The 16,471-nt window shown below is 38.9% G+C and carries 22 protein-coding genes and 1 pseudogene; 3 read left to right on the top strand and 20 right to left on the bottom strand.

Features of this window, described 5'->3' with window-relative positions; all coding sequences use genetic code 11:
• Window positions 1–229 precede the first annotated feature (229 nt).
• Window positions 230–886, top strand: coding sequence for a hypothetical protein (locus ABH968_RS09715; RefSeq protein ID WP_370043858.1), 657 nt, complete (start codon window positions 230–232; stop codon window positions 884–886).
• 219 nt (window positions 887–1,105) lie between these two features.
• Here ABH968_RS09715 and ABH968_RS09720 read toward each other — a convergent pair whose 3' ends face one another.
• Window positions 1,106–1,780, bottom strand: coding sequence for a KinB-signaling pathway activation protein (locus tag ABH968_RS09720; protein ID WP_370043859.1), 675 nt, complete (start codon window positions 1,778–1,780; stop codon window positions 1,106–1,108).
• 153 nt (window positions 1,781–1,933) lie between these two features.
• On the opposite strand from ABH968_RS09720, the gene gerD reads away from it, so the two are divergent.
• Window positions 1,934–2,533 (top strand): spore germination lipoprotein GerD, encoded by a 600-nt coding sequence (gene gerD, locus ABH968_RS09725; RefSeq protein ID WP_370043860.1) that lies wholly within the window; start codon window positions 1,934–1,936, stop codon window positions 2,531–2,533.
• 62 nt (window positions 2,534–2,595) lie between these two features.
• On the opposite strand, the gene ABH968_RS09730 is transcribed toward gerD, so the two are convergent.
• From ABH968_RS09730 to rplM, 5 genes are all read right to left on the bottom strand, one after another.
• Complete coding sequence (locus tag ABH968_RS09730; protein WP_370043861.1) at window positions 2,596–3,651, bottom strand: P-loop NTPase; 1,056 nt, start codon at window positions 3,649–3,651, stop codon at window positions 2,596–2,598.
• 71 nt (window positions 3,652–3,722) lie between these two features.
• Window positions 3,723–4,436, bottom strand: a complete 714-nt coding sequence (locus ABH968_RS09735) for an N-acetylmuramoyl-L-alanine amidase (protein ID WP_370043862.1) — start codon at window positions 4,434–4,436, stop codon at window positions 3,723–3,725.
• A gap of 169 nt (window positions 4,437–4,605) precedes the next feature.
• Window positions 4,606–5,556 carry a DUF4822 domain-containing protein gene (locus ABH968_RS09740; protein ID WP_370043863.1) on the bottom strand — a complete coding sequence of 317 codons (951 nt, stop codon included), beginning with the start codon at window positions 5,554–5,556 and terminating at the stop codon, window positions 4,606–4,608.
• Between the two features lie 189 nt (window positions 5,557–5,745).
• The gene (gene rpsI, locus ABH968_RS09745) at window positions 5,746–6,138 is read right to left on the bottom strand and encodes a 30S ribosomal protein S9 (RefSeq protein WP_004233744.1); all 393 of its coding nucleotides are present in this window, start codon (window positions 6,136–6,138) and stop codon (window positions 5,746–5,748) included.
• Between the two features lie 25 nt (window positions 6,139–6,163).
• The gene (gene rplM / locus ABH968_RS09750) at window positions 6,164–6,601 is read right to left on the bottom strand and encodes a 50S ribosomal protein L13 (protein ID WP_370043864.1); all 438 of its coding nucleotides are present in this window, start codon (window positions 6,599–6,601) and stop codon (window positions 6,164–6,166) included.
• A 380-nt stretch (window positions 6,602–6,981) separates the two neighbouring features.
• On the opposite strand from rplM, the gene ABH968_RS09755 reads away from it, so the two are divergent.
• Window positions 6,982–7,122: a hypothetical protein gene (locus ABH968_RS09755; protein ID WP_370043865.1), complete on the top strand. Its 141-nt coding sequence runs from the start codon at window positions 6,982–6,984 to the stop codon at window positions 7,120–7,122.
• An 8-nt stretch (window positions 7,123–7,130) separates the two neighbouring features.
• Here the strand turns inward: ABH968_RS09755 and truA are convergent, their stop codons facing one another.
• The 14 genes and pseudogenes from truA to rplO all read right to left on the bottom strand — a co-directional run bounded on the left by truA (window position 7,131) and on the right by rplO (window position 16,453).
• A complete protein-coding gene (gene truA, locus ABH968_RS09760) occupies window positions 7,131–7,871 on the bottom strand; it encodes a tRNA pseudouridine(38-40) synthase TruA (RefSeq protein WP_370043866.1) in 741 nt (246 codons plus the stop codon).
• A 14-nt stretch (window positions 7,872–7,885) separates the two neighbouring features.
• Window positions 7,886–8,683, bottom strand: coding sequence for an energy-coupling factor transporter transmembrane component T family protein (locus ABH968_RS09765; protein WP_370043867.1), 798 nt, complete (start codon window positions 8,681–8,683; stop codon window positions 7,886–7,888).
• The gene (locus ABH968_RS09770) at window positions 8,680–9,552 is read right to left on the bottom strand and encodes an energy-coupling factor ABC transporter ATP-binding protein (RefSeq protein WP_370043868.1); all 873 of its coding nucleotides are present in this window, start codon (window positions 9,550–9,552) and stop codon (window positions 8,680–8,682) included. The genes ABH968_RS09765 and ABH968_RS09770 overlap by 4 nt, the downstream gene beginning before the upstream one ends.
• A complete protein-coding gene (locus ABH968_RS09775) occupies window positions 9,528–10,373 on the bottom strand; it encodes an energy-coupling factor ABC transporter ATP-binding protein (RefSeq protein WP_370043869.1) in 846 nt (281 codons plus the stop codon). Before ABH968_RS09775 ends, ABH968_RS09770 begins: the two co-directional genes overlap by 25 nt.
• 511 nt (window positions 10,374–10,884) lie before the next feature.
• Window positions 10,885–11,265: a 50S ribosomal protein L17 gene (gene rplQ / locus ABH968_RS09780; RefSeq protein WP_012296051.1), complete on the bottom strand. Its 381-nt coding sequence runs from the start codon at window positions 11,263–11,265 to the stop codon at window positions 10,885–10,887.
• Between the two features lie 56 nt (window positions 11,266–11,321).
• Window positions 11,322–12,266, bottom strand: a complete 945-nt coding sequence (locus ABH968_RS09785; protein ID WP_004233733.1) for a DNA-directed RNA polymerase subunit alpha — start codon at window positions 12,264–12,266, stop codon at window positions 11,322–11,324.
• Window positions 12,267–12,405: 139 nt separating this feature from the next.
• Window positions 12,406–12,795 (bottom strand): 30S ribosomal protein S11, encoded by a 390-nt coding sequence (gene rpsK, locus ABH968_RS09790; protein ID WP_049662876.1) that lies wholly within the window; start codon window positions 12,793–12,795, stop codon window positions 12,406–12,408.
• A gap of 25 nt (window positions 12,796–12,820) precedes the next feature.
• Window positions 12,821–13,186 (bottom strand): 30S ribosomal protein S13, encoded by a 366-nt coding sequence (rpsM, locus tag ABH968_RS09795; RefSeq protein ID WP_049662875.1) that lies wholly within the window; start codon window positions 13,184–13,186, stop codon window positions 12,821–12,823.
• A gap of 24 nt (window positions 13,187–13,210) precedes the next feature.
• The gene (gene rpmJ / locus ABH968_RS09800; protein ID WP_000868344.1) at window positions 13,211–13,324 is read right to left on the bottom strand and encodes a 50S ribosomal protein L36; all 114 of its coding nucleotides are present in this window, start codon (window positions 13,322–13,324) and stop codon (window positions 13,211–13,213) included.
• A gap of 37 nt (window positions 13,325–13,361) precedes the next feature.
• The gene (gene infA, locus ABH968_RS09805) at window positions 13,362–13,580 is read right to left on the bottom strand and encodes a translation initiation factor IF-1 (RefSeq protein ID WP_004233690.1); all 219 of its coding nucleotides are present in this window, start codon (window positions 13,578–13,580) and stop codon (window positions 13,362–13,364) included.
• Between the two features lie 86 nt (window positions 13,581–13,666).
• Window positions 13,667–13,744 (bottom strand): annotated as a pseudogene (locus ABH968_RS09810) (type I methionyl aminopeptidase); the annotation flags it as partial.
• A gap of 249 nt (window positions 13,745–13,993) precedes the next feature.
• Entirely contained in the window at window positions 13,994–14,647 is a 654-nt protein-coding gene (locus ABH968_RS09815) for an adenylate kinase (protein WP_370043870.1), read from the bottom strand.
• 70 nt (window positions 14,648–14,717) lie between these two features.
• A complete protein-coding gene (gene secY, locus ABH968_RS09820) occupies window positions 14,718–16,013 on the bottom strand; it encodes a preprotein translocase subunit SecY (protein ID WP_370043871.1) in 1,296 nt (431 codons plus the stop codon).
• The gene (gene rplO, locus ABH968_RS09825) at window positions 16,013–16,453 is read right to left on the bottom strand and encodes a 50S ribosomal protein L15 (protein ID WP_010860592.1); all 441 of its coding nucleotides are present in this window, start codon (window positions 16,451–16,453) and stop codon (window positions 16,013–16,015) included. Before rplO ends, secY begins: the two co-directional genes overlap by 1 nt.
• Between the last annotated feature and the right edge of the window lie 18 nt (window positions 16,454–16,471).

A 16,471-nucleotide genomic window follows, 5' to 3' on the forward strand; every position in this document is an offset into this window, starting at 1 on the left:
TGATGTCCAAAATTTTGTTTCGTTCACCAACTCAAGGTTAGCTACTAAAAACTTTATTGATTACGTTTTGCTTGTTCAGTTTTCAAGGTTCATTTTTTCGTTTACCGCGTCACCTCTTGGCGACTTATACATAATATCATCGATTAATCATGAAAGTCAACACTAAATCATAAGTTTTTTTAAGAACTTTATTTTTTTGTTTAAAAATATAGAAACGAGGTTGTTATGAATGGTTCGTAAAACGTTGATTTCACTGCTTTTCATCGTAATACTGTTTGTCTTTATAAAGCCGATAAATTCTACTATGATTTCTGTATTCAACATCGCCGATGCTCCAGCAGTTGTAACAAAAGGACATTATGGAACATCACTTGTTGTCGAAATTTCTTTCTCTGATGAAACCCTGTTGGACTGGCTTAAAACTGTAAAAGAACCTTATCCGCTTCTTTTATTAGATGCTGCATGGATTGAACGTTCACCCGAGCACCTAAAAGTCATTCAAGAGCGAAAACTACCTACAGGATTATTAGGGCCTGAGGATTCCGTAGATAAGCCAATTGATCTTGCCGTCGTTCAAAAAGATATTAATACTTACGAAAAGCATTTTCAAGAAACCCCACTTTGGTTTGCAACACGAAATCACCAGTATTCGCAGGATTTACAAAATAACTTATTTCAACAGCAGATGAATATACTTTCTCCCTCTCTAATCTGGAAAGGTGAAAAAACACCTAAATTACAAAAGGGAGATTTTGTTTTTATGTCTTTACACCAAAATAATAAAATCTCGATTAAAGAACTGAATACATTTCTACAACAAAATAAATTTATGTCGATTGAGGAAAATATATTCGGCTATAAAGTTCAAACTAAAAAATCACCATAAAGTGAAACTTTAATCAGTGGGGGTTTTCTTCATCCCCACTGATTATTAGTCTTCACCAATCGGGCTTTTACGGACAGTTGATTTCCCACACTTTCGCTAAATTTTACGGCAGGAGTCTTGTACCTGACGCTTCACTTTGGGTAATTACTGCCCGCCCGTTAATGCGGGATAACAAAGAAGTTACCTCCAACTAATAGAGGCAACTTCTTTTGTTAATTATTATGCATTTTTAGCTTGTTCACGACGCGCTTTACGGCGTGCTTCTAATCTTTGACGATCTTCTTCGGATTTTGCATTATATTTTGGTAATACTAATAATTGATAAGCATTTACAGCGAGTAGTGGGAATAGTAGTAATGCAACATACTCGTTAATATTTTCATCGCGACCCATTAATGCAATTGTCCATTCCAGTGTTGTAACGACAATCATAAAAAATAAAGCTGAAATGAAAACATATTTTTTTCCTGTTAATTTCACTTTTTGAATGGCTGTCGCTATAGCACCTAATAGTAATACAATTAACAAACCAACATAGAATAACCAGCTTTGTCCATCTTTTACACCTGGTATAAAGCGGAAGAATATAATATCAAAAATAGTAAACGCAATTAATAAAAGCTGTACCCAATTCCATAATGTAAGTGTTCTAAAAATATTAACTCCCACTTGATGGAGCGTTAAATAAGCAAAAAAGCCCGCTTGTGCAATAACACTCATTGTAAATCCTAAGAAAACCATCCATAAAAGCCCGGCCAAAAATTCACCCCAGTGACCGTTTGTTATGTAAGGTTGAAAGAAGTCCCATCGAATAAATAAACTGCAAATTCCGTTGACTGCGCCACCAACGAGCATTGCAAAGAAGAAAAACTTTGCCCAATTTCGTATCGTCACAACTAAAAGTCCCCCAATTTCTCAATATATATCTGTACTTATTTTAACAATGCATTGTTAAAAAAGCTATTTCTCATCGTAACCAATACATAAAGTCATCATAAATGTGAACAATAATTGAAAGAGTCTATTTATAGAAAGGACTGATGATTGATGCGAAAATTCTTCTTACTACTAATCCTAATGCTTTTTCTTTCTGCCTGTTCACAAGATAAAGCCTCTACCATGTCCTATGATGAAATAAAAAAAATAATGATCGACTCTTTACAAACCGAGGATGGTAAAAAGGCGTTGCGAAAGCTTTTAGAGGAACCAAGTTTCCGTGAATTATTGGTTTTGGAGCATGATGAAGTGAAGAAAGCTACCGAAGCTACCTTGCTTTCCAAAGAAGCAGAAGACTTTTGGAAGAAAACATTCGAAGATCCAAAGTTTAAGGAAACTGTAGCTAAAAGTATGCAAAAGCAACAACAGGATATTATGAAGGAATTAATAAAAGACCCCTCTTTCCAAAAAGATATGGAGGCTTTCTTTGGCCAGCCAGATATGCAAAAGCAGTTAGAGACTATTCTAAAATCCTCCAATATGAGAAAACAAACGGAGGAAATCGTCAAGGAAACGATTGAAAGTCCACTTATGCAAACAAAATGGCAGGAGCTTATTAGGAAGAGCGGTGGCGAGACAGGTAAAGCTGGCGGCGGTAAAAAAGAAGCTGGCGGCGGTGGTGAAGGTAATGAACAAAAAGGCTCTGAGTAACCACTCACATATGAAAAACGGATTTCCTCCATTGTTCGAGGAAATCCGTTTTCATTATTCATTTATTTATTTAATTTATTAATGATGTTCGTCGCGATATCTAAATAAATTTGTCCTGTTGTGTGTTTTTCAGCATAAACAGAAGGTGCAAAATCTTCTTCTGACCAGTCAGGCTGACCAAGAGGAATTTGACCAAGTAGCTCTGTACGTAGTTCTTCTGCTAACTTTGGACCTCCACCTTGACCGAATACGAATTCACGGTCACCTGATTTCGATTCATACCATGCCATATTTTCAATAACACCTAAAATTTCATGGTCTGTTTGTAAAGCCATCGCACCTGCACGAGCTGCAACGAACGCTGCCGTTGGATGTGGTGTTGTTACGACAATTTCTTTTGATGAAGGAAGCATTTGGTGGATATCTAATGCAACGTCACCTGTACCTGGTGGTAAATCCAATAGTAGATAGTCTAGTTCACCCCATTCTACATCACGGAAGAACTGATCTAACACTTTACCTAACATTGGTCCACGCCATACAATCGGTGCGTTATTTTCAACAAAGAAGCCCATTGAAATCATTTTCACACCTAAACGATCAACAGGGAAAATTCGATTGTCTACCACTTTGGGCATATCTGTAACACCCATCATATCAGGCACACTGAATCCATAAATATCCGCATCAATTAAGCCAACCTTTTTACCTAGACGAGCTAATGCAACAGCTAAGTTAACTGATACTGTAGATTTCCCTACACCGCCTTTACCAGAGGCAATTGAAATAACTTGTACTGTGCTAAGTGGAGATAAAATATCTTGTGCCTCAGCCTCAGTTGCTACGCCACGGAAGCTCTGTAGTTTTTCTGCTGAAAGCTCTTCGAAACGAATACCAACTGTATTTGCACCCGCTTCCTTCAAAACTTCAACAATTTTCATTTGTAGCTGTAATTGTTCAGGTGTATTTGTTTTAGCAATCGCAATTTTTACACTGACATGATTCTTCTCTTCTTTTATCGCTACATTTATAATACCGTCTGTTTCTGCAAATGATTTATGTAAAAATGGATCTTGTAGTTGTCCTAGTATTTCTCGTACTTGTTGTTCAGTTATCACGACGAACACTCCCCTTATATTATCTCAATGTTAGTATATCATAATGACTTAATTTACGTTGTGTAGTTGCTCTATTCAATTTTAGCTAATAAATACTCTTCTATACCTTCAACAATGGCATCTCCCATTTTTTCTTGGTATTTCTTATCGGTTAATAGTGCACGTTCATCATCATTACTTATAAACCCTGTTTCTACTAGTGCAGCAGGTACCTCAGCTTTTTTCAGTAAATAAATTTGTTTTATAGACATTGCTTCCCGATCAGTATTTTTCAAATTAGCACGAATGGAATCTTGAATGCTCTTTGCTAGTAATTCACTTTCAGCATGTCCTTCTTTATGATAAAACACCTGTGCGCCACGCCACTTTGTTTCAGGAATGGCATTTGCATGAATTGTAATAAAAAGATCCGGTTTTTCTTTTTCTACTATGTCTTTTCTTAAAAAGATGTCCTGCTTTTTTCGTTCTCTCAATGTTCCAAACTTTTCTGACGACGCGTGCTCATCAATAACATCTCCATCTTTTGTTCGTGTCATTACGACTGTTGCGCCTTTTTTCTTTAATTGCTTCTCCACATGCTGAGCAATTGCAAGTGTAATATCCTTTTCAATTACTTCGCCCTTTGAAGCACCTCCATCCTGACCTCCGTGTCCCGCATCAATGACAATTTTTATGCCACCAAGTGGGTCCGGTAAGAAGAAGTTACGGTTCGAAGCATTCGTTTCATATGCCACGAACACTATACTCATTAGCATAATTACTCCTAGTGCAAGCCAGCGCTTCACCCATATCCACCACCCTTTTACATATAGTGTACGAAGTTAGTGATTGAACTATGCCAGAAAGTAAAAAAAACTCTCAAGTATTAAAAGTAGGAGTTTGTAAAAAATACTTTTTAGTAATGATAAAACGGCGTTAATCCTTTTATAATACAAGGACTAAAGCCGTTATTTTTTATTTTAGTGTAAATTCTGGTTTAAACTTACCTGTATAAGGTTCATGCTCAACAAATACTGTTATATCCTTACCGTCTTTATCTTTACCCGTTCTTTTATATGTGAATTTCTTATTATTTAGCTCAGTAATTTCGAGCACAGCCCCATATTTATTGTCGCCAATTGAAACATGAGCTCTTAATTTATTTCCATCGATCACATTAAAGTAACCATAGTCACCGCGGCTTTTACCTGTTTCGGGATTGAAAAATTCATATTTATTCGTATTAGCATCATATTTCGCAATGCTAATAAAATTTGTATTATATTGTGTTACATCATTTTTGTTGACATCTAATACAACCGTTCCTTGCCAAAGCGTACCAGCTAAAATTTTGTCTCCATCCACGTCCTTAACAATAGTACCTGTAGACTCATTTAATGTTTTATCTGGTGCCGTAAATGTTAGGTTTTTTTCCTTATAAGGGATATGCTCAACGAATACCTCTACATCGCTACCATTTGCATCTTTCCCCATTCGTTTATAAGTAAACATTTTATTTGTTAGCTTAGTAATATCCACAATTCCTTGGTAATTTTTTGTTTCTGAGATCAATATTCTATGCTTTCCATCATTCGTAATAAAGAAAATCCCTTTATCGTCGATGCTTCCAGCTGTATTTGGATCGAAGAATTCATAGCGTCCTGAATCACCGTCATATTTCGCAAGGCCCATTAAATTTGAATTCTCTGCTGTTAAATCTTTATTATTTTTATCGTAAACTTTTGTGGCTTGCCAATCTGTACTACTGAGAATTTTGGCATTCGCTTGACCTTCTGTTATTTCTACCTGTCTTTGATCTGCATTATTTCCTGTTCTTACTTCTTCAGTTTTTTTTACGTCAGTTTTATTACCACATGCACCAAGAAGTGCAACTGCTGCAAGTGATACTATTAATAGCCTTTTCATATATTGACCTCCATTTTCAGAATAAACAACTTAACAGTAGTATCAGCCATTTCTATATAAATTACACATCATAATTGCTACTAATATTCCAGACAATAACAGTGCCTTAGGATTAAAGCATTTTCCACACAAAAAACCCTTTCTCGAAAATTCGAGAAAGGGTTTGAAAACGTTGATATAACAACGATATTAACGTTTTGAGAACTGAGGTGCACGACGAGCGCCGCGTAGACCTGGTTTTTTACGTTCTTTCATGCGTGAATCACGAGTAAGTAATCCAGCAGATTTTAATGCAGCACGGAAATCTGGGTCTACTTGAAGTAGAGCACGAGCGATACCGTGACGTACTGCACCAGCTTGACCAGTGTATCCACCACCGTTAACGTTTACGTGGATATCGTAGCTTCCTGTAGTTTCAGTAGCTACTAATGGTTGTTTAATTACTTCACGTAATGCAGCGAATGGTACGTATTCTTCGATTTCACGTTTGTTGATAACAATTTTACCTGTACCTGGTACTAAACGTACACGAGCTACAGAGCTTTTACGGCGACCAGTGCCGATGTATTGAACTTGTGCCAAAGTAATATCCTCCTCTTAATTTATATTATCCGCGAAGCTCGTATGCTTCTGGTTTTTGTGCAGCATGTGGGTGTTCTGTTCCTGTGTAAACGTTTAGTTTACCGAACATTTTGCGACCTAAAGAGTTTTTAGGAAGCATACCTTTAACTGCTAATTCGATCATTCTTGTTGGGTACTTATCTAGCATTTCACCAGCAGTACGAGTTTTTAAACCACCCGCAAATTGAGTATGGTGACGGTAAAGTTTACCCTCTAATTTGTTACCAGTTAAATGGATTTTGTCAGCGTTGATGATGATTACGTGATCACCTGTGTCAACGTTTGGTGTGAATGTTGGTTTATGTTTACCACGTAAGATAGCAGCTACTTCAGAAGCTAAACGTCCAAGAGTTTGGCCTTCTGCATCAACTACTAGCCATTTACGGTCTACTTCGTGACCTTTAGCCATGAATGTTGTACGCATGTATATATCCTCCTAATCGATTCGATTACCGTTATTTTTCATTAAACTACACTATAAGTTTTCGGGGCTTATTTGTGGTGGTAATGAAAATACCATCTGTTATCATATAATGAATGACTTTTAAAGTCAAGCAATTTCAATAAACACCTGGAGAAGTTGTTCAGATTCATTGATTGGTTAAATTAGGGCTTTTATTAGCCTTCATTTTTTAAATATAATGTTATTTCGTGTCAAGATTTCTATAAAATTCGCGGGCGCAATTCAAAATCCAGACGCAATTACACCGACGAAATTGATATAGGTTGATTGGAGTGGAGACTGGGCGACTCCTCGGGGATCAGCGTCACAGATGAGACCCTGCAACGAAGCGGATGTTTTCTGTGCGAAAGCGTAGTGCTAACGTAGCGGCAGCAACAAAAGCGGCTCATCGGACGCCCCCAGGAAGCTCTGCTCTGCGCGAAAGCGAAGCGTCAGCGGCAAAGCGCCCAGTCGGAACGGAAATCAACCACACGCTATGGTGACGAAACTTTTAATAGAAGACTTTCTCAAGATACAGACCTTGAGGAGGTGCAGTTTTGCCTGCTTTATCGCGATTCATCGATTGAACGACTAACTCCACGTTCTCAATGTCACGACGTCCTATACCAACTTCCCAAAGCGTGCCTGCGATAATACGTACCATATTATATAAGAAGCCATTTCCTTCAATCACCATATGAAGCTCTTCACCATACCATTCAAATTGTAGTGAAGTTACTGTGCGCACCTTATCTTTGACACTTGTATTGGCTGCACAAAAGCATGAAAAATCATGGGTACCGATAATAGCCTTTGCTGCCTCCTGCATTGCCTCAACATTTGGTTTTACACCATTCGTCTCTACAGTGTATTGTCTGCGGAATGGACTCTGTACAGGCTCACATGACCATATATATCGGTACCGCTTCCCTGTTACACTGTAGCGCGCATGAAAGTCTGCAGCAACTTCTTCAATCGACATTACCCGAATATCTCTTGGCAGTTGAACATTCAATGCCTTCATGTATTTATCTACTGGAATTGCGAGTGGTGAATCAAAATGCAATGTTTGACCTGTTGCATGCACCCTTGCATCTGTACGGCCACTAGCTGTTACCTTTATCTTTTCCCCTTTATGCATAATGGCTAGAACACGCTCAAGCTCTGCCTGTACTGTGCGCTCTCCAGGCTGTACTTGATAACCAGAAAATTGCGTTCCATCATAACTTATAATTGCTTTTAATCGTCGCATAAAGCTTACTCCTTTTAACTTCTATAGAAGAATAGTAAAGCGGCCATCGCTACTAAAAACACAAGGGCAAATGTATCACTCATATCCCACTTTAGCTTGCGATACCTTGTACGCCCTTCGCCTCCACGGTAACCTCTTACTTCCATAGCTGTTGCTAAGTCCTCAGCTCGTTTAAAAGCACTTACAAAGAGAGGTACCAGTAATGGCACAACCGCTTTAATACGATCCTTTATTGGTCCAGAAGATAAATCCGAACCACGCGCCATTTGTGCTTTCATAATTTTATCTGTTTCATCCATTAACGTTGGAATAAAGCGCAATGAAATAGACATCATCAGAGCTAACTCATGTACAGGCACTTTCACCGCTTTTAATGGATTTAGCAGTACTTCAATGCCATCGGTAATGGAAATCGGTGACGTTGTAAGCGTTAAGATAGATGTCATAAACACTAGAACTAGGAAACGTATCGAAATAAATATCCCTTGTCGGATACCTTCTTCATAAATAGTGATAAACTTCCACTCAAATACTGGGGCACCTTCTTTCGTCATAAATATATGAATCAAGAAGGTAAATGCCATTAAAAAAAGTACTGGCTTTAGACCATTAATTAAAAAATACAGACGAATACGTGATACTAGCACAATGAGTAAAGTAAAAGCCAATAGCAAGGCATATGTCACTATGTTGTTTGCTAAAAAAACAATAATAATGAATGCAAACACAAATATAAGCTTTGATCGTGGATCGAGCTTATGAACTGGAGAATTTCCTGGAAGGAAGCGCCCAAATATCATTTTCTCCATCATGACTGTCCACGCTCCTCTCTTAGCACTCGAGAAATTTCAGTGGCCAGCTCTTCTTCGGTTAAGCATATCTTTGAGAAGGATTTGTTTATCATTTTTTCAATTTTTTGTTGAAAGCGTACGATACGAGGTAGTTCTAAGCGGAAATTTTTTAATGTCTCTACATCTTTGAAAATTTCTTGTGGTGTGCCACTTAGTACATTTTTCCCTTCATGCATAATGACAATAGTGTCTGCATAACGAGCTGCGTCCTCCATACTGTGCGTAACGAGTATCGTCGTTAGGCCACGTTCCTCGTGCAGCTTATAAAACATATCCATAATCTCTTTCTGACCGCGTGGATCAAGCCCTGCAGTTGGTTCATCTAAAACAATAACTTCAGGTTCCATCGCTAGAACCCCAGCAATTGCTACCCTGCGCATTTGTCCACCCGATAAATCAAAAGGTGATTTTTCAAGTACGTTCTCTGGTAAGCCTACTAAGCCTACAAGCTCTTTTGCTCGCGCTTCAGCCTCTTGCTCTGATACACCAAAGTTCATAGGACCAAACATAATATCCTTCAATACAGTTTCTTCAAATAGCTGATGCTCCGGGAATTGAAACACAATACCAACCTTTTGACGTACAGCCTTTAAATTCTTCGCCTTTTTTCCAGCTACAACAATGCGATCTCCAATATGTACTTCCCCAGAAGTTGGTCTTAGAAGTGCATTAAAATGCTGAAGAATTGTCGATTTACCGGAACCGGTATGCCCGATGATTGCCCGAAACGTATGTGAAGGAATTTCAAAATCCACATCGAATAATGCACGTTTTTCAAAAGGTGTACCTTGTGAATAGGCATAGCTTACTTGTTGAAGTTTGATGTCCATAAATCATTCACCAACTCTTCTTCTGTCATATGTTGCCCCATTAACGGAACACCTTCCTTTTGCAATAACTTTGATAACTTCATGGCAAATGGCAAGTCTAGCCCAAACTCAACTAGCTTGTCCCCAAGTGCAAAAATTTCAGCAGGTGTACCCTCAGCAAATTTCTTTCCATCATTCATGAAGAGAACACGATCTGCCAGCATTGCTTCCTCTAAATCATGCGTAATAGATATTACCGTTAACCCTGTTTCAGCACGCAAAGTTTGAACTGTTTGTAATACCTCAGCACGCCCCTGGGGATCTAGCATAGACGTTGCCTCATCTAAAATAAGGAGCTTTGGCTTCAATGCGAGTGCGCCTGCAATGGCAACACGCTGCTTTTGCCCACCTGATAAATGATGTGGCTCATGATCTAAAAAATCACTCATTTTTACTTGTTCTAGTGCTGCATGTACACGTTCTACCATCTCTTCAAACGGTACTCCGTTATTTTCAAGAGCAAAAGCAACATCATCCTGCACTGTCGCTCCAACAAATTGATTGTCTGGATTTTGAAAAACCATGCCCATCTGTGAGCGGCTTGCCCATAGGTTTTCTTCACTTAATGGTTCACGTAATATACGTACATCGCCCTGTTGTGGGTAAAGCAAACCATTCATAAGCTTTGCAATGGTGGATTTACCAGAACCGTTATGGCCAACAATGGCAATCCATTCCCCTTCCTGTACCGCAAAGCTTACATTTTCAACTGCATTACGACTTTCTTTTTCTTCTGGTGTATATGAAAATGTCACATTATTTAATGATAAAATTTCTGGCATTTCTAGAACTCCTCTCTACATGCTCAGCTCTACTAACTAACTTACACTTTTTTATGTATGAATTCTACTACAATCAGTATGTCGATAAAAGAAAAGTGCTAAAATCACTTTTCATTTATTTTACTCGGAATATATAGGAATAAATATAATTTATAGGTTATTTCTTCAAGAATACATCAAATGTTGGAGTGAGGAACCCAAACATTCTGGCGAGCGCAATTATAAAACGAGAATATAAAAAAAAGCACCACTAAATTGGCGCTATCATAATTCCCTAAAAAATAAAAAAGCGCGCACCTCATTCGATAGAAATGCGCTAGTCGTTACATTTTCAAGAAACACGGGTGCTCAAGCCCTTGTTCCCTCTGAATGAGGTGCGGAGAGCTAAACGAGACGCCACACAACAGTGTCCGCTCATCATAACGCTCAGCTTAATTATTTGTCGTATAAATCGTTTATAAAGAAAGAGGGTGGTGATTCCACCCTCTTTATCACTTGTCTTCTCTAATGATTAAACTAATTCAATCACAACAACAGGTGCACCGTCACCACGACGAGGACCTACTTTAAGAATACGAGTGTAACCACCTTGACGTTCTGCATAACGTGGTGCAACATCATCAAATAACTTTTGAAGTGCAAATGAAGTTGTTTCGTTACCTTCTGCATCAGTAGTTGTTACTAGTTCACGACGGATGAATGCAGCAGCTTGACGGCGTGCGTGTAAATCTCCGCGTTTACCTAAAGTAATCATTTTTTCAACAGCTTTACGTACTTCTTTAGCGCGAGCCTCAGTAGTTTCGATACGCTCGTTGATGATTAAATCAGTAGCTAAGTCACGTAACATCGCTTTACGTTGAGAACTTGTACGACCAAGTTTTCTGTAACCCATGGATGTTTCCCTCCTTTATAAAAAATATCTGATCTTATAAGTTTTGTTTAAATCGCTTAGTCTTCTTTGCGTAATCCTAAACCAAGCTCTTCTAACTTCGCTTTTACTTCTTCTAGTGACTTACGTCCAAGGTTACGAACTTTCATCATGTCGTCTTCTGACTTATTCGCAAGTTCTAGTACTGTGTTAATACCAGCGCGTTTTAAGCAGTTATAAGAACGAACCGAAAGATCAAGTTCTTCGATAGTCATCTCTAAAACTTTTTCTTTTTGATCTTCTTCTTTTTCGACCATGATTTCAGCAGTTTGTGCCTCATCTGTCATGCCAACGAAGATGTTTAGATGCTCGGTTAAAATTTTTGCTCCGAGCGAAATCGCCTCTTTCGGACCGATGCTACCATCTGTCCACACATCAAGAGAAAGTTTATCGTAGTCAGAAGACTGACCTACACGAGTATTTTCCACTTGGAAATTGACGCGTGATACTGGAGTGTAAATAGAGTCGATCGGGATCACGCCGATAGGAAGATCCTCACGTTTGTTTTGATCAGCAGGAGTGTAACCACGGCCGCGTTGAGCGTACATACGCATACGTAAATGACCGTTTTTAGCGATTGTTGCAATATATAGATCCGGGTTTAAAATTTCTACATCACTGTCATGTGTAATGTCAGCAGCTGTAACTGTACCATCGCCTTTTACATCAATCTCAATAACTTTTTCTTCGTCAGAGTAGATTTTAAGAGCTAGTTTTTTCACGTTCAAAATAATTGAAGCTACATCCTCTACAACGCCTTCTACAGTTGAGAATTCGTGAAGAACACCGTCAATTTGAATTGAAGTGACAGCAGCTCCTGGTAATGAAGACAGAAGGATACGACGTAAAGAATTACCCAAAGTGTTTCCATATCCGCGTTCAAGCGGTTCTACAACAAACTTTCCATATTTGGAATCTTCGCTGATCTCCACCGTTTCAATCTTTGGTTTTTCAATTTCGATCATTTTATTTACCCTCCTTCAAAACATCGAATGTATAGGTTCTTTCCATCATAGATTCGATCGTCATTGACGTATCGTTTATTATCTGCACAAGACAGTCTGTACAAAAAATGATGTTCTCATACAATATGAGACGCACCCATTACACGCGACGACGTTTTGGCGGACGGCAACCATTATGAGGAACTGGAGTAACGTCTTTAATAGCAGTTACATCTAAACCAGCAGCTTGAAGTGCACGAATTGCAGCTTCACGACCTGCACCAGGACCTTTAACAGTTACTTCCAACGTTTTCAGACCATGTTCAAGGGATGCTTTAGCAGCAGTTTCTGCAGCCATTTGAGCAGCGAATGGTGTAGATTTACGTGAACCACGGAAACCAAGAGAACCAGCACTTGACCAAGATACAGCGTTACCTTGCATATCTGTAATCGTTACGATTGTATTGTTGAATGTAGAACGAATGTGTGCAATACCAGATTCGATATTCTTTTTCACACGACGTTTACGAGTTTGTTGTTTACGAGCCATGTTAAGAAGGAACCTCCTTTACTGATTATTTTTTCTTGTTCGCTACTGTTTTACGAGGACCTTTACGCGTACGCGCATTGTTCTTCGTATTTTGACCACGAACAGGTAAACCACGACGGTGACGGATACCACGGAATGAACCGATTTCCATCAGACGTTTAATATTTAATGAAGTTTCGCGACGTAAGTCACCTTCAAGTTTGTATGAGTCTAATTGTTCACGGATTTTGTTTAACTCATCTTCAGTTAAGTCGCGTACGCGTGTATCTTCTGAAATACCTGCGTCAGCTAATACTTTCTGAGCTGTAGTTTTACCAATACCGTAAATGTAAGTTAATGAAATTACCACGCGTTTGTCGCGAGGAATGTCAACACCAGCAATACGTGCCATGTACGTTGTGCACCTCCTTTAGAATTACCCTTGTTTTTGTTTGTGTTTAGGATTTTCACAGATTACCATTACTTTACCGCGTCGGCGAATTACTTTACATTTTTCGCAGATCGGTTTTACAGATGGTCTCACTTTCATCTAACCTAACCTCCTTAGTAGTCCGGAGCGCAAAAGATTATTTAAAACGGTATGTGATACGACCGCGAGTTAAATCATAAGGAGATAACTCGATAGTAACCTTATCTCCAGGTAGAATGCGGATAAAGTGCATACGAATCTTACCAGATACGTGTGCTAAAATCACATGTCCATTTTCTAATTCTACCTTAAACATCGCGTTTGGCAAAGTCTCAACAACTGTTCCTTCGACTTCAATTACATCATCTTTCGCCATCTACTCTGTCTCCTCTCTATATGCAAATTAAAGTTCTCATCGTTACATCAAACGGATATCTGCTGCAACTATAGAAGCAACCTCGTTTCAACATATGTTTGGATTGTATGAGAGATGTTTGAAAGACGCTCGTCTGGTTTCGCTTCACACAATCCACGGAATATACAGAACCATTAAGGGCACTGAACCTCCCATGTTTACACGAATACCGGAATGTCTTTGATGAGATATTCATACCCGTTACACAGATGCTTCCACGAAACCCATTATACTCTTCCAAAAGTAATGTTGCACTTTTTAAAAGAAATATATACCGGGCACAATATGCTTTTGCAACTCTCAAAAAAATTATGTTTCGGTGTTGCTCCCGCATGCCTCCCGCGGAAGCAGTATTCTGCGCCCGGAGCCGGGTATCAGCTGCGGCTGCCCTGTAATAGAGCATCAAGATCAGCAAACACTTTGTTAATATCTTGCTGTCCATCAATATTTGTTAACACACTTTTTACTTCATAGTAGTCAAGTAAAGGTTGTGCTTGTTTCATATTTACTTCCAGACGGTTTGCAACCGTTTCAGGATTATCATCCGCACGCGTATAAAGCTCGCCACCATCTTTATCGCATTTTCCTTCCTCAGCTGGAGGATTGAAAATCAGATGATAAGATGTGCCACAAGTTTTACAAATACGACGACCTGATAGACGAGCAACTAGCTCATCTTTTTCAACTTGGATGTTAATTGTATGTTCAATAGCTTTACCAAGATCAGCAAGGATGCTGTCTAAAGCTTCAGCTTGAGGAACAGTACGTGGGAATCCATCTAATAAGAAGCCCTTTTCACAATCAGGTTTAGCAAGTCGTTCACGAACAATACCAATCGTTACTTCATCCGGTACTAGAGCACCTTGATCCATAAACGATTTAGCTTGCAAGCCTAGTTCTGTACCATCTTTAATAGCAGCACGGAACATATCGCCTGTAGAAATATGAGGAATCGCGTACTTCTCAACAATTTTATCTGCCTGTGTGCCTTTACCAGCACCTGGCAGACCCATTAAAACGATATTCATACGGAAATATTCCTCCCACAAAAGGTTTGCTGATTTCAGGAAACGATAGAACGTTCCCTAAAAACCAACATTATTTCATAAAGCCTTTGTAGTGACGTTTAACAAGTTGAGATTCTAGCTGTTTCATCGTTTCCAGCGCTACGCCGACTACGATAATAATACTAGTACCACCGATCTGCACTGTGGCAGGTAGATTCATAAAGTTTATGATAATAATCGGCATTACTGAAATAACAGTTAAGAAAATCGCACCGACAAATGTCAGACGATATAACACGCTTGTTAAATACGTTTGAGTACTTTCACCCGGACGAATACCCGGAATGTAAGCACCTTGCTTTTTCAAGTTATCTGCCACATTTTCTGGATTCACTTGTACGAATGCATAGAAATATGTGAACGCGACGATCAATACAACATAAACAATCATCCCAACAGGTTTTGTATAATCAAACGTGTTTTGAATGAATGTTGATACAGCACCATCACCAAAGAACGGAACTAACGTACGAGGTGTCATCAGAAACGCTGATGCAAAGATTACCGGAATAACCCCTGCAGCATTTACTTTTAACGGTAAATGCGTTTGTTGAGCACCTGTTTGTTGGTTGCGTCCAGTAACTCGTTTTGCATATTGAATTGGAATTTTACGTAGTGCTTGTTGCACGTAGATAACTCCAACAACAACTGCAAGCAGAACTAAAACAAGCAATCCGAGAATCACTAGATTGATAAATAGTTTATCACCAGCACCCTCGATTTGCTGTGCATAGATTTGGTTAATGCCATTCGGTAATGCCGCAACAATACCTGCGAAAATTACAACTGAAATACCATTCCCAACACCATGCGCAGTAATTTGTTCAGCAAGCCATACTAGGAATGCTGTACCCGCTGTTAATACAATAGAAATTGTAACATATGTTAAAATTCCTTCTTCTTTAATCAAAGATCCACCATACATTCTATTAAAACCAAATGACATCGCGAATGATTGGATAAAGGCAAGAACAATTGTAAAGTAACGAGTAAATTGAGCAAGTTTACGTCTTCCGACTTCACCTTGCTTTGCCCACTCAGCAAATTTCGGCACTACGTCCATCTGCAATAACTGAACAATGATTGAAGCAGTGATGTAAGGCATAATTCCCATCGCAAAGATAGAGAAGTTCTTTAAAGCACCACCGCCAAAAGTATTCAGGAAACCAACGAGATTGAACTCATCAGTTGCCTTTAATACATTAGCGTCAACGTTTGGTACTGGTACAAACGTACCAATACGGAAAACGATTAACATTAAAAGAGTAAAAATGATTTTATTTCGTATATCTCGAACACGCATAAAGTTAGAGATCGTCTGAAACATTAAATCACCTCAGTAGTTCCGCCGGCATTTTCAATTGCTTCTTTAGCCGAAGCTGAGAATTTATGAGCTTTTACAGTAAGCTTTTTGTTAAGAGTTCCGTTTCCAAGAACTTTAATTCCAGCTTTTTCATTGCTCACTAAACCTGTTTCAAGTAATAATGCAGTTGTTACCTCTGCACCATCTTCAAAACGGTTTAATGTGTCAAGATTAACGATCGCGTACTCTTTACGGTTAATGTTAGTAAAGCCGCGTTTCGGTAAACGACGGAATAAAGGGTTTTGACCACCTTCGAATCCTGGGCGTACACCGCCGCCAGAACGAGAGTTTTGACCTTTATGACCTCTACCTGCAGTTTTACCGTTACCAGAACCGATACCGCGACCTACGCGGTTACGTACTTTACGGGAACCTTCTGCTGGTTTTAACTCATGAAGTTTCATATTGGATGGCACCTCCTT

The organism is Lysinibacillus sp. RC79, from assembly GCF_041262405.1.
Taxonomy (GTDB): Bacteria; Bacillota; Bacilli; order Bacillales_A; family Planococcaceae; genus Lysinibacillus.

Coding starts and splice junctions, on each gene's coding strand:
- rplM (WP_370043864.1), bottom strand. CDS start 6,601: ATGCGTACAACATTCATGGCTAAAGGTCACGAAGTAGACCGTAAATGG.
- secY (WP_370043871.1), bottom strand. CDS start 16,013: ATGTTTCAGACGATCTCTAACTTTATGCGTGTTCGAGATATACGAAAT.
- rplO (WP_010860592.1), bottom strand. CDS start 16,453: ATGAAACTTCATGAGTTAAAACCAGCAGAAGGTTCCCGTAAAGTACGT.
- truA (WP_370043866.1), bottom strand. CDS start 7,871: ATGCGACGATTAAAAGCAATTATAAGTTATGATGGAACGCAATTTTCT.
- rpsK (WP_049662876.1), bottom strand. CDS start 12,795: ATGGCTCGTAAACAACAAACTCGTAAACGTCGTGTGAAAAAGAATATC.
- ABH968_RS09715 (WP_370043858.1), top strand. CDS start 230: ATGGTTCGTAAAACGTTGATTTCACTGCTTTTCATCGTAATACTGTTT.
- ABH968_RS09785 (WP_004233733.1), bottom strand. CDS start 12,266: ATGATCGAAATTGAAAAACCAAAGATTGAAACGGTGGAGATCAGCGAA.
- gerD (WP_370043860.1), top strand. CDS start 1,934: ATGCGAAAATTCTTCTTACTACTAATCCTAATGCTTTTTCTTTCTGCC.
- rpmJ (WP_000868344.1), bottom strand. CDS start 13,324: ATGAAAGTGAGACCATCTGTAAAACCGATCTGCGAAAAATGTAAAGTA.
- rpsM (WP_049662875.1), bottom strand. CDS start 13,186: ATGGCACGTATTGCTGGTGTTGACATTCCTCGCGACAAACGCGTGGTA.
- ABH968_RS09775 (WP_370043869.1), bottom strand. CDS start 10,373: ATGCCAGAAATTTTATCATTAAATAATGTGACATTTTCATATACACCA.
- ABH968_RS09765 (WP_370043867.1), bottom strand. CDS start 8,683: ATGATGGAGAAAATGATATTTGGGCGCTTCCTTCCAGGAAATTCTCCA.
- infA (WP_004233690.1), bottom strand. CDS start 13,580: ATGGCGAAAGATGATGTAATTGAAGTCGAAGGAACAGTTGTTGAGACT.
- rplQ (WP_012296051.1), bottom strand. CDS start 11,265: ATGGGTTACAGAAAACTTGGTCGTACAAGTTCTCAACGTAAAGCGATG.
- ABH968_RS09770 (WP_370043868.1), bottom strand. CDS start 9,552: ATGGACATCAAACTTCAACAAGTAAGCTATGCCTATTCACAAGGTACA.
- ABH968_RS09740 (WP_370043863.1), bottom strand. CDS start 5,556: ATGAAAAGGCTATTAATAGTATCACTTGCAGCAGTTGCACTTCTTGGT.
- ABH968_RS09815 (WP_370043870.1), bottom strand. CDS start 14,647: ATGAATATCGTTTTAATGGGTCTGCCAGGTGCTGGTAAAGGCACACAG.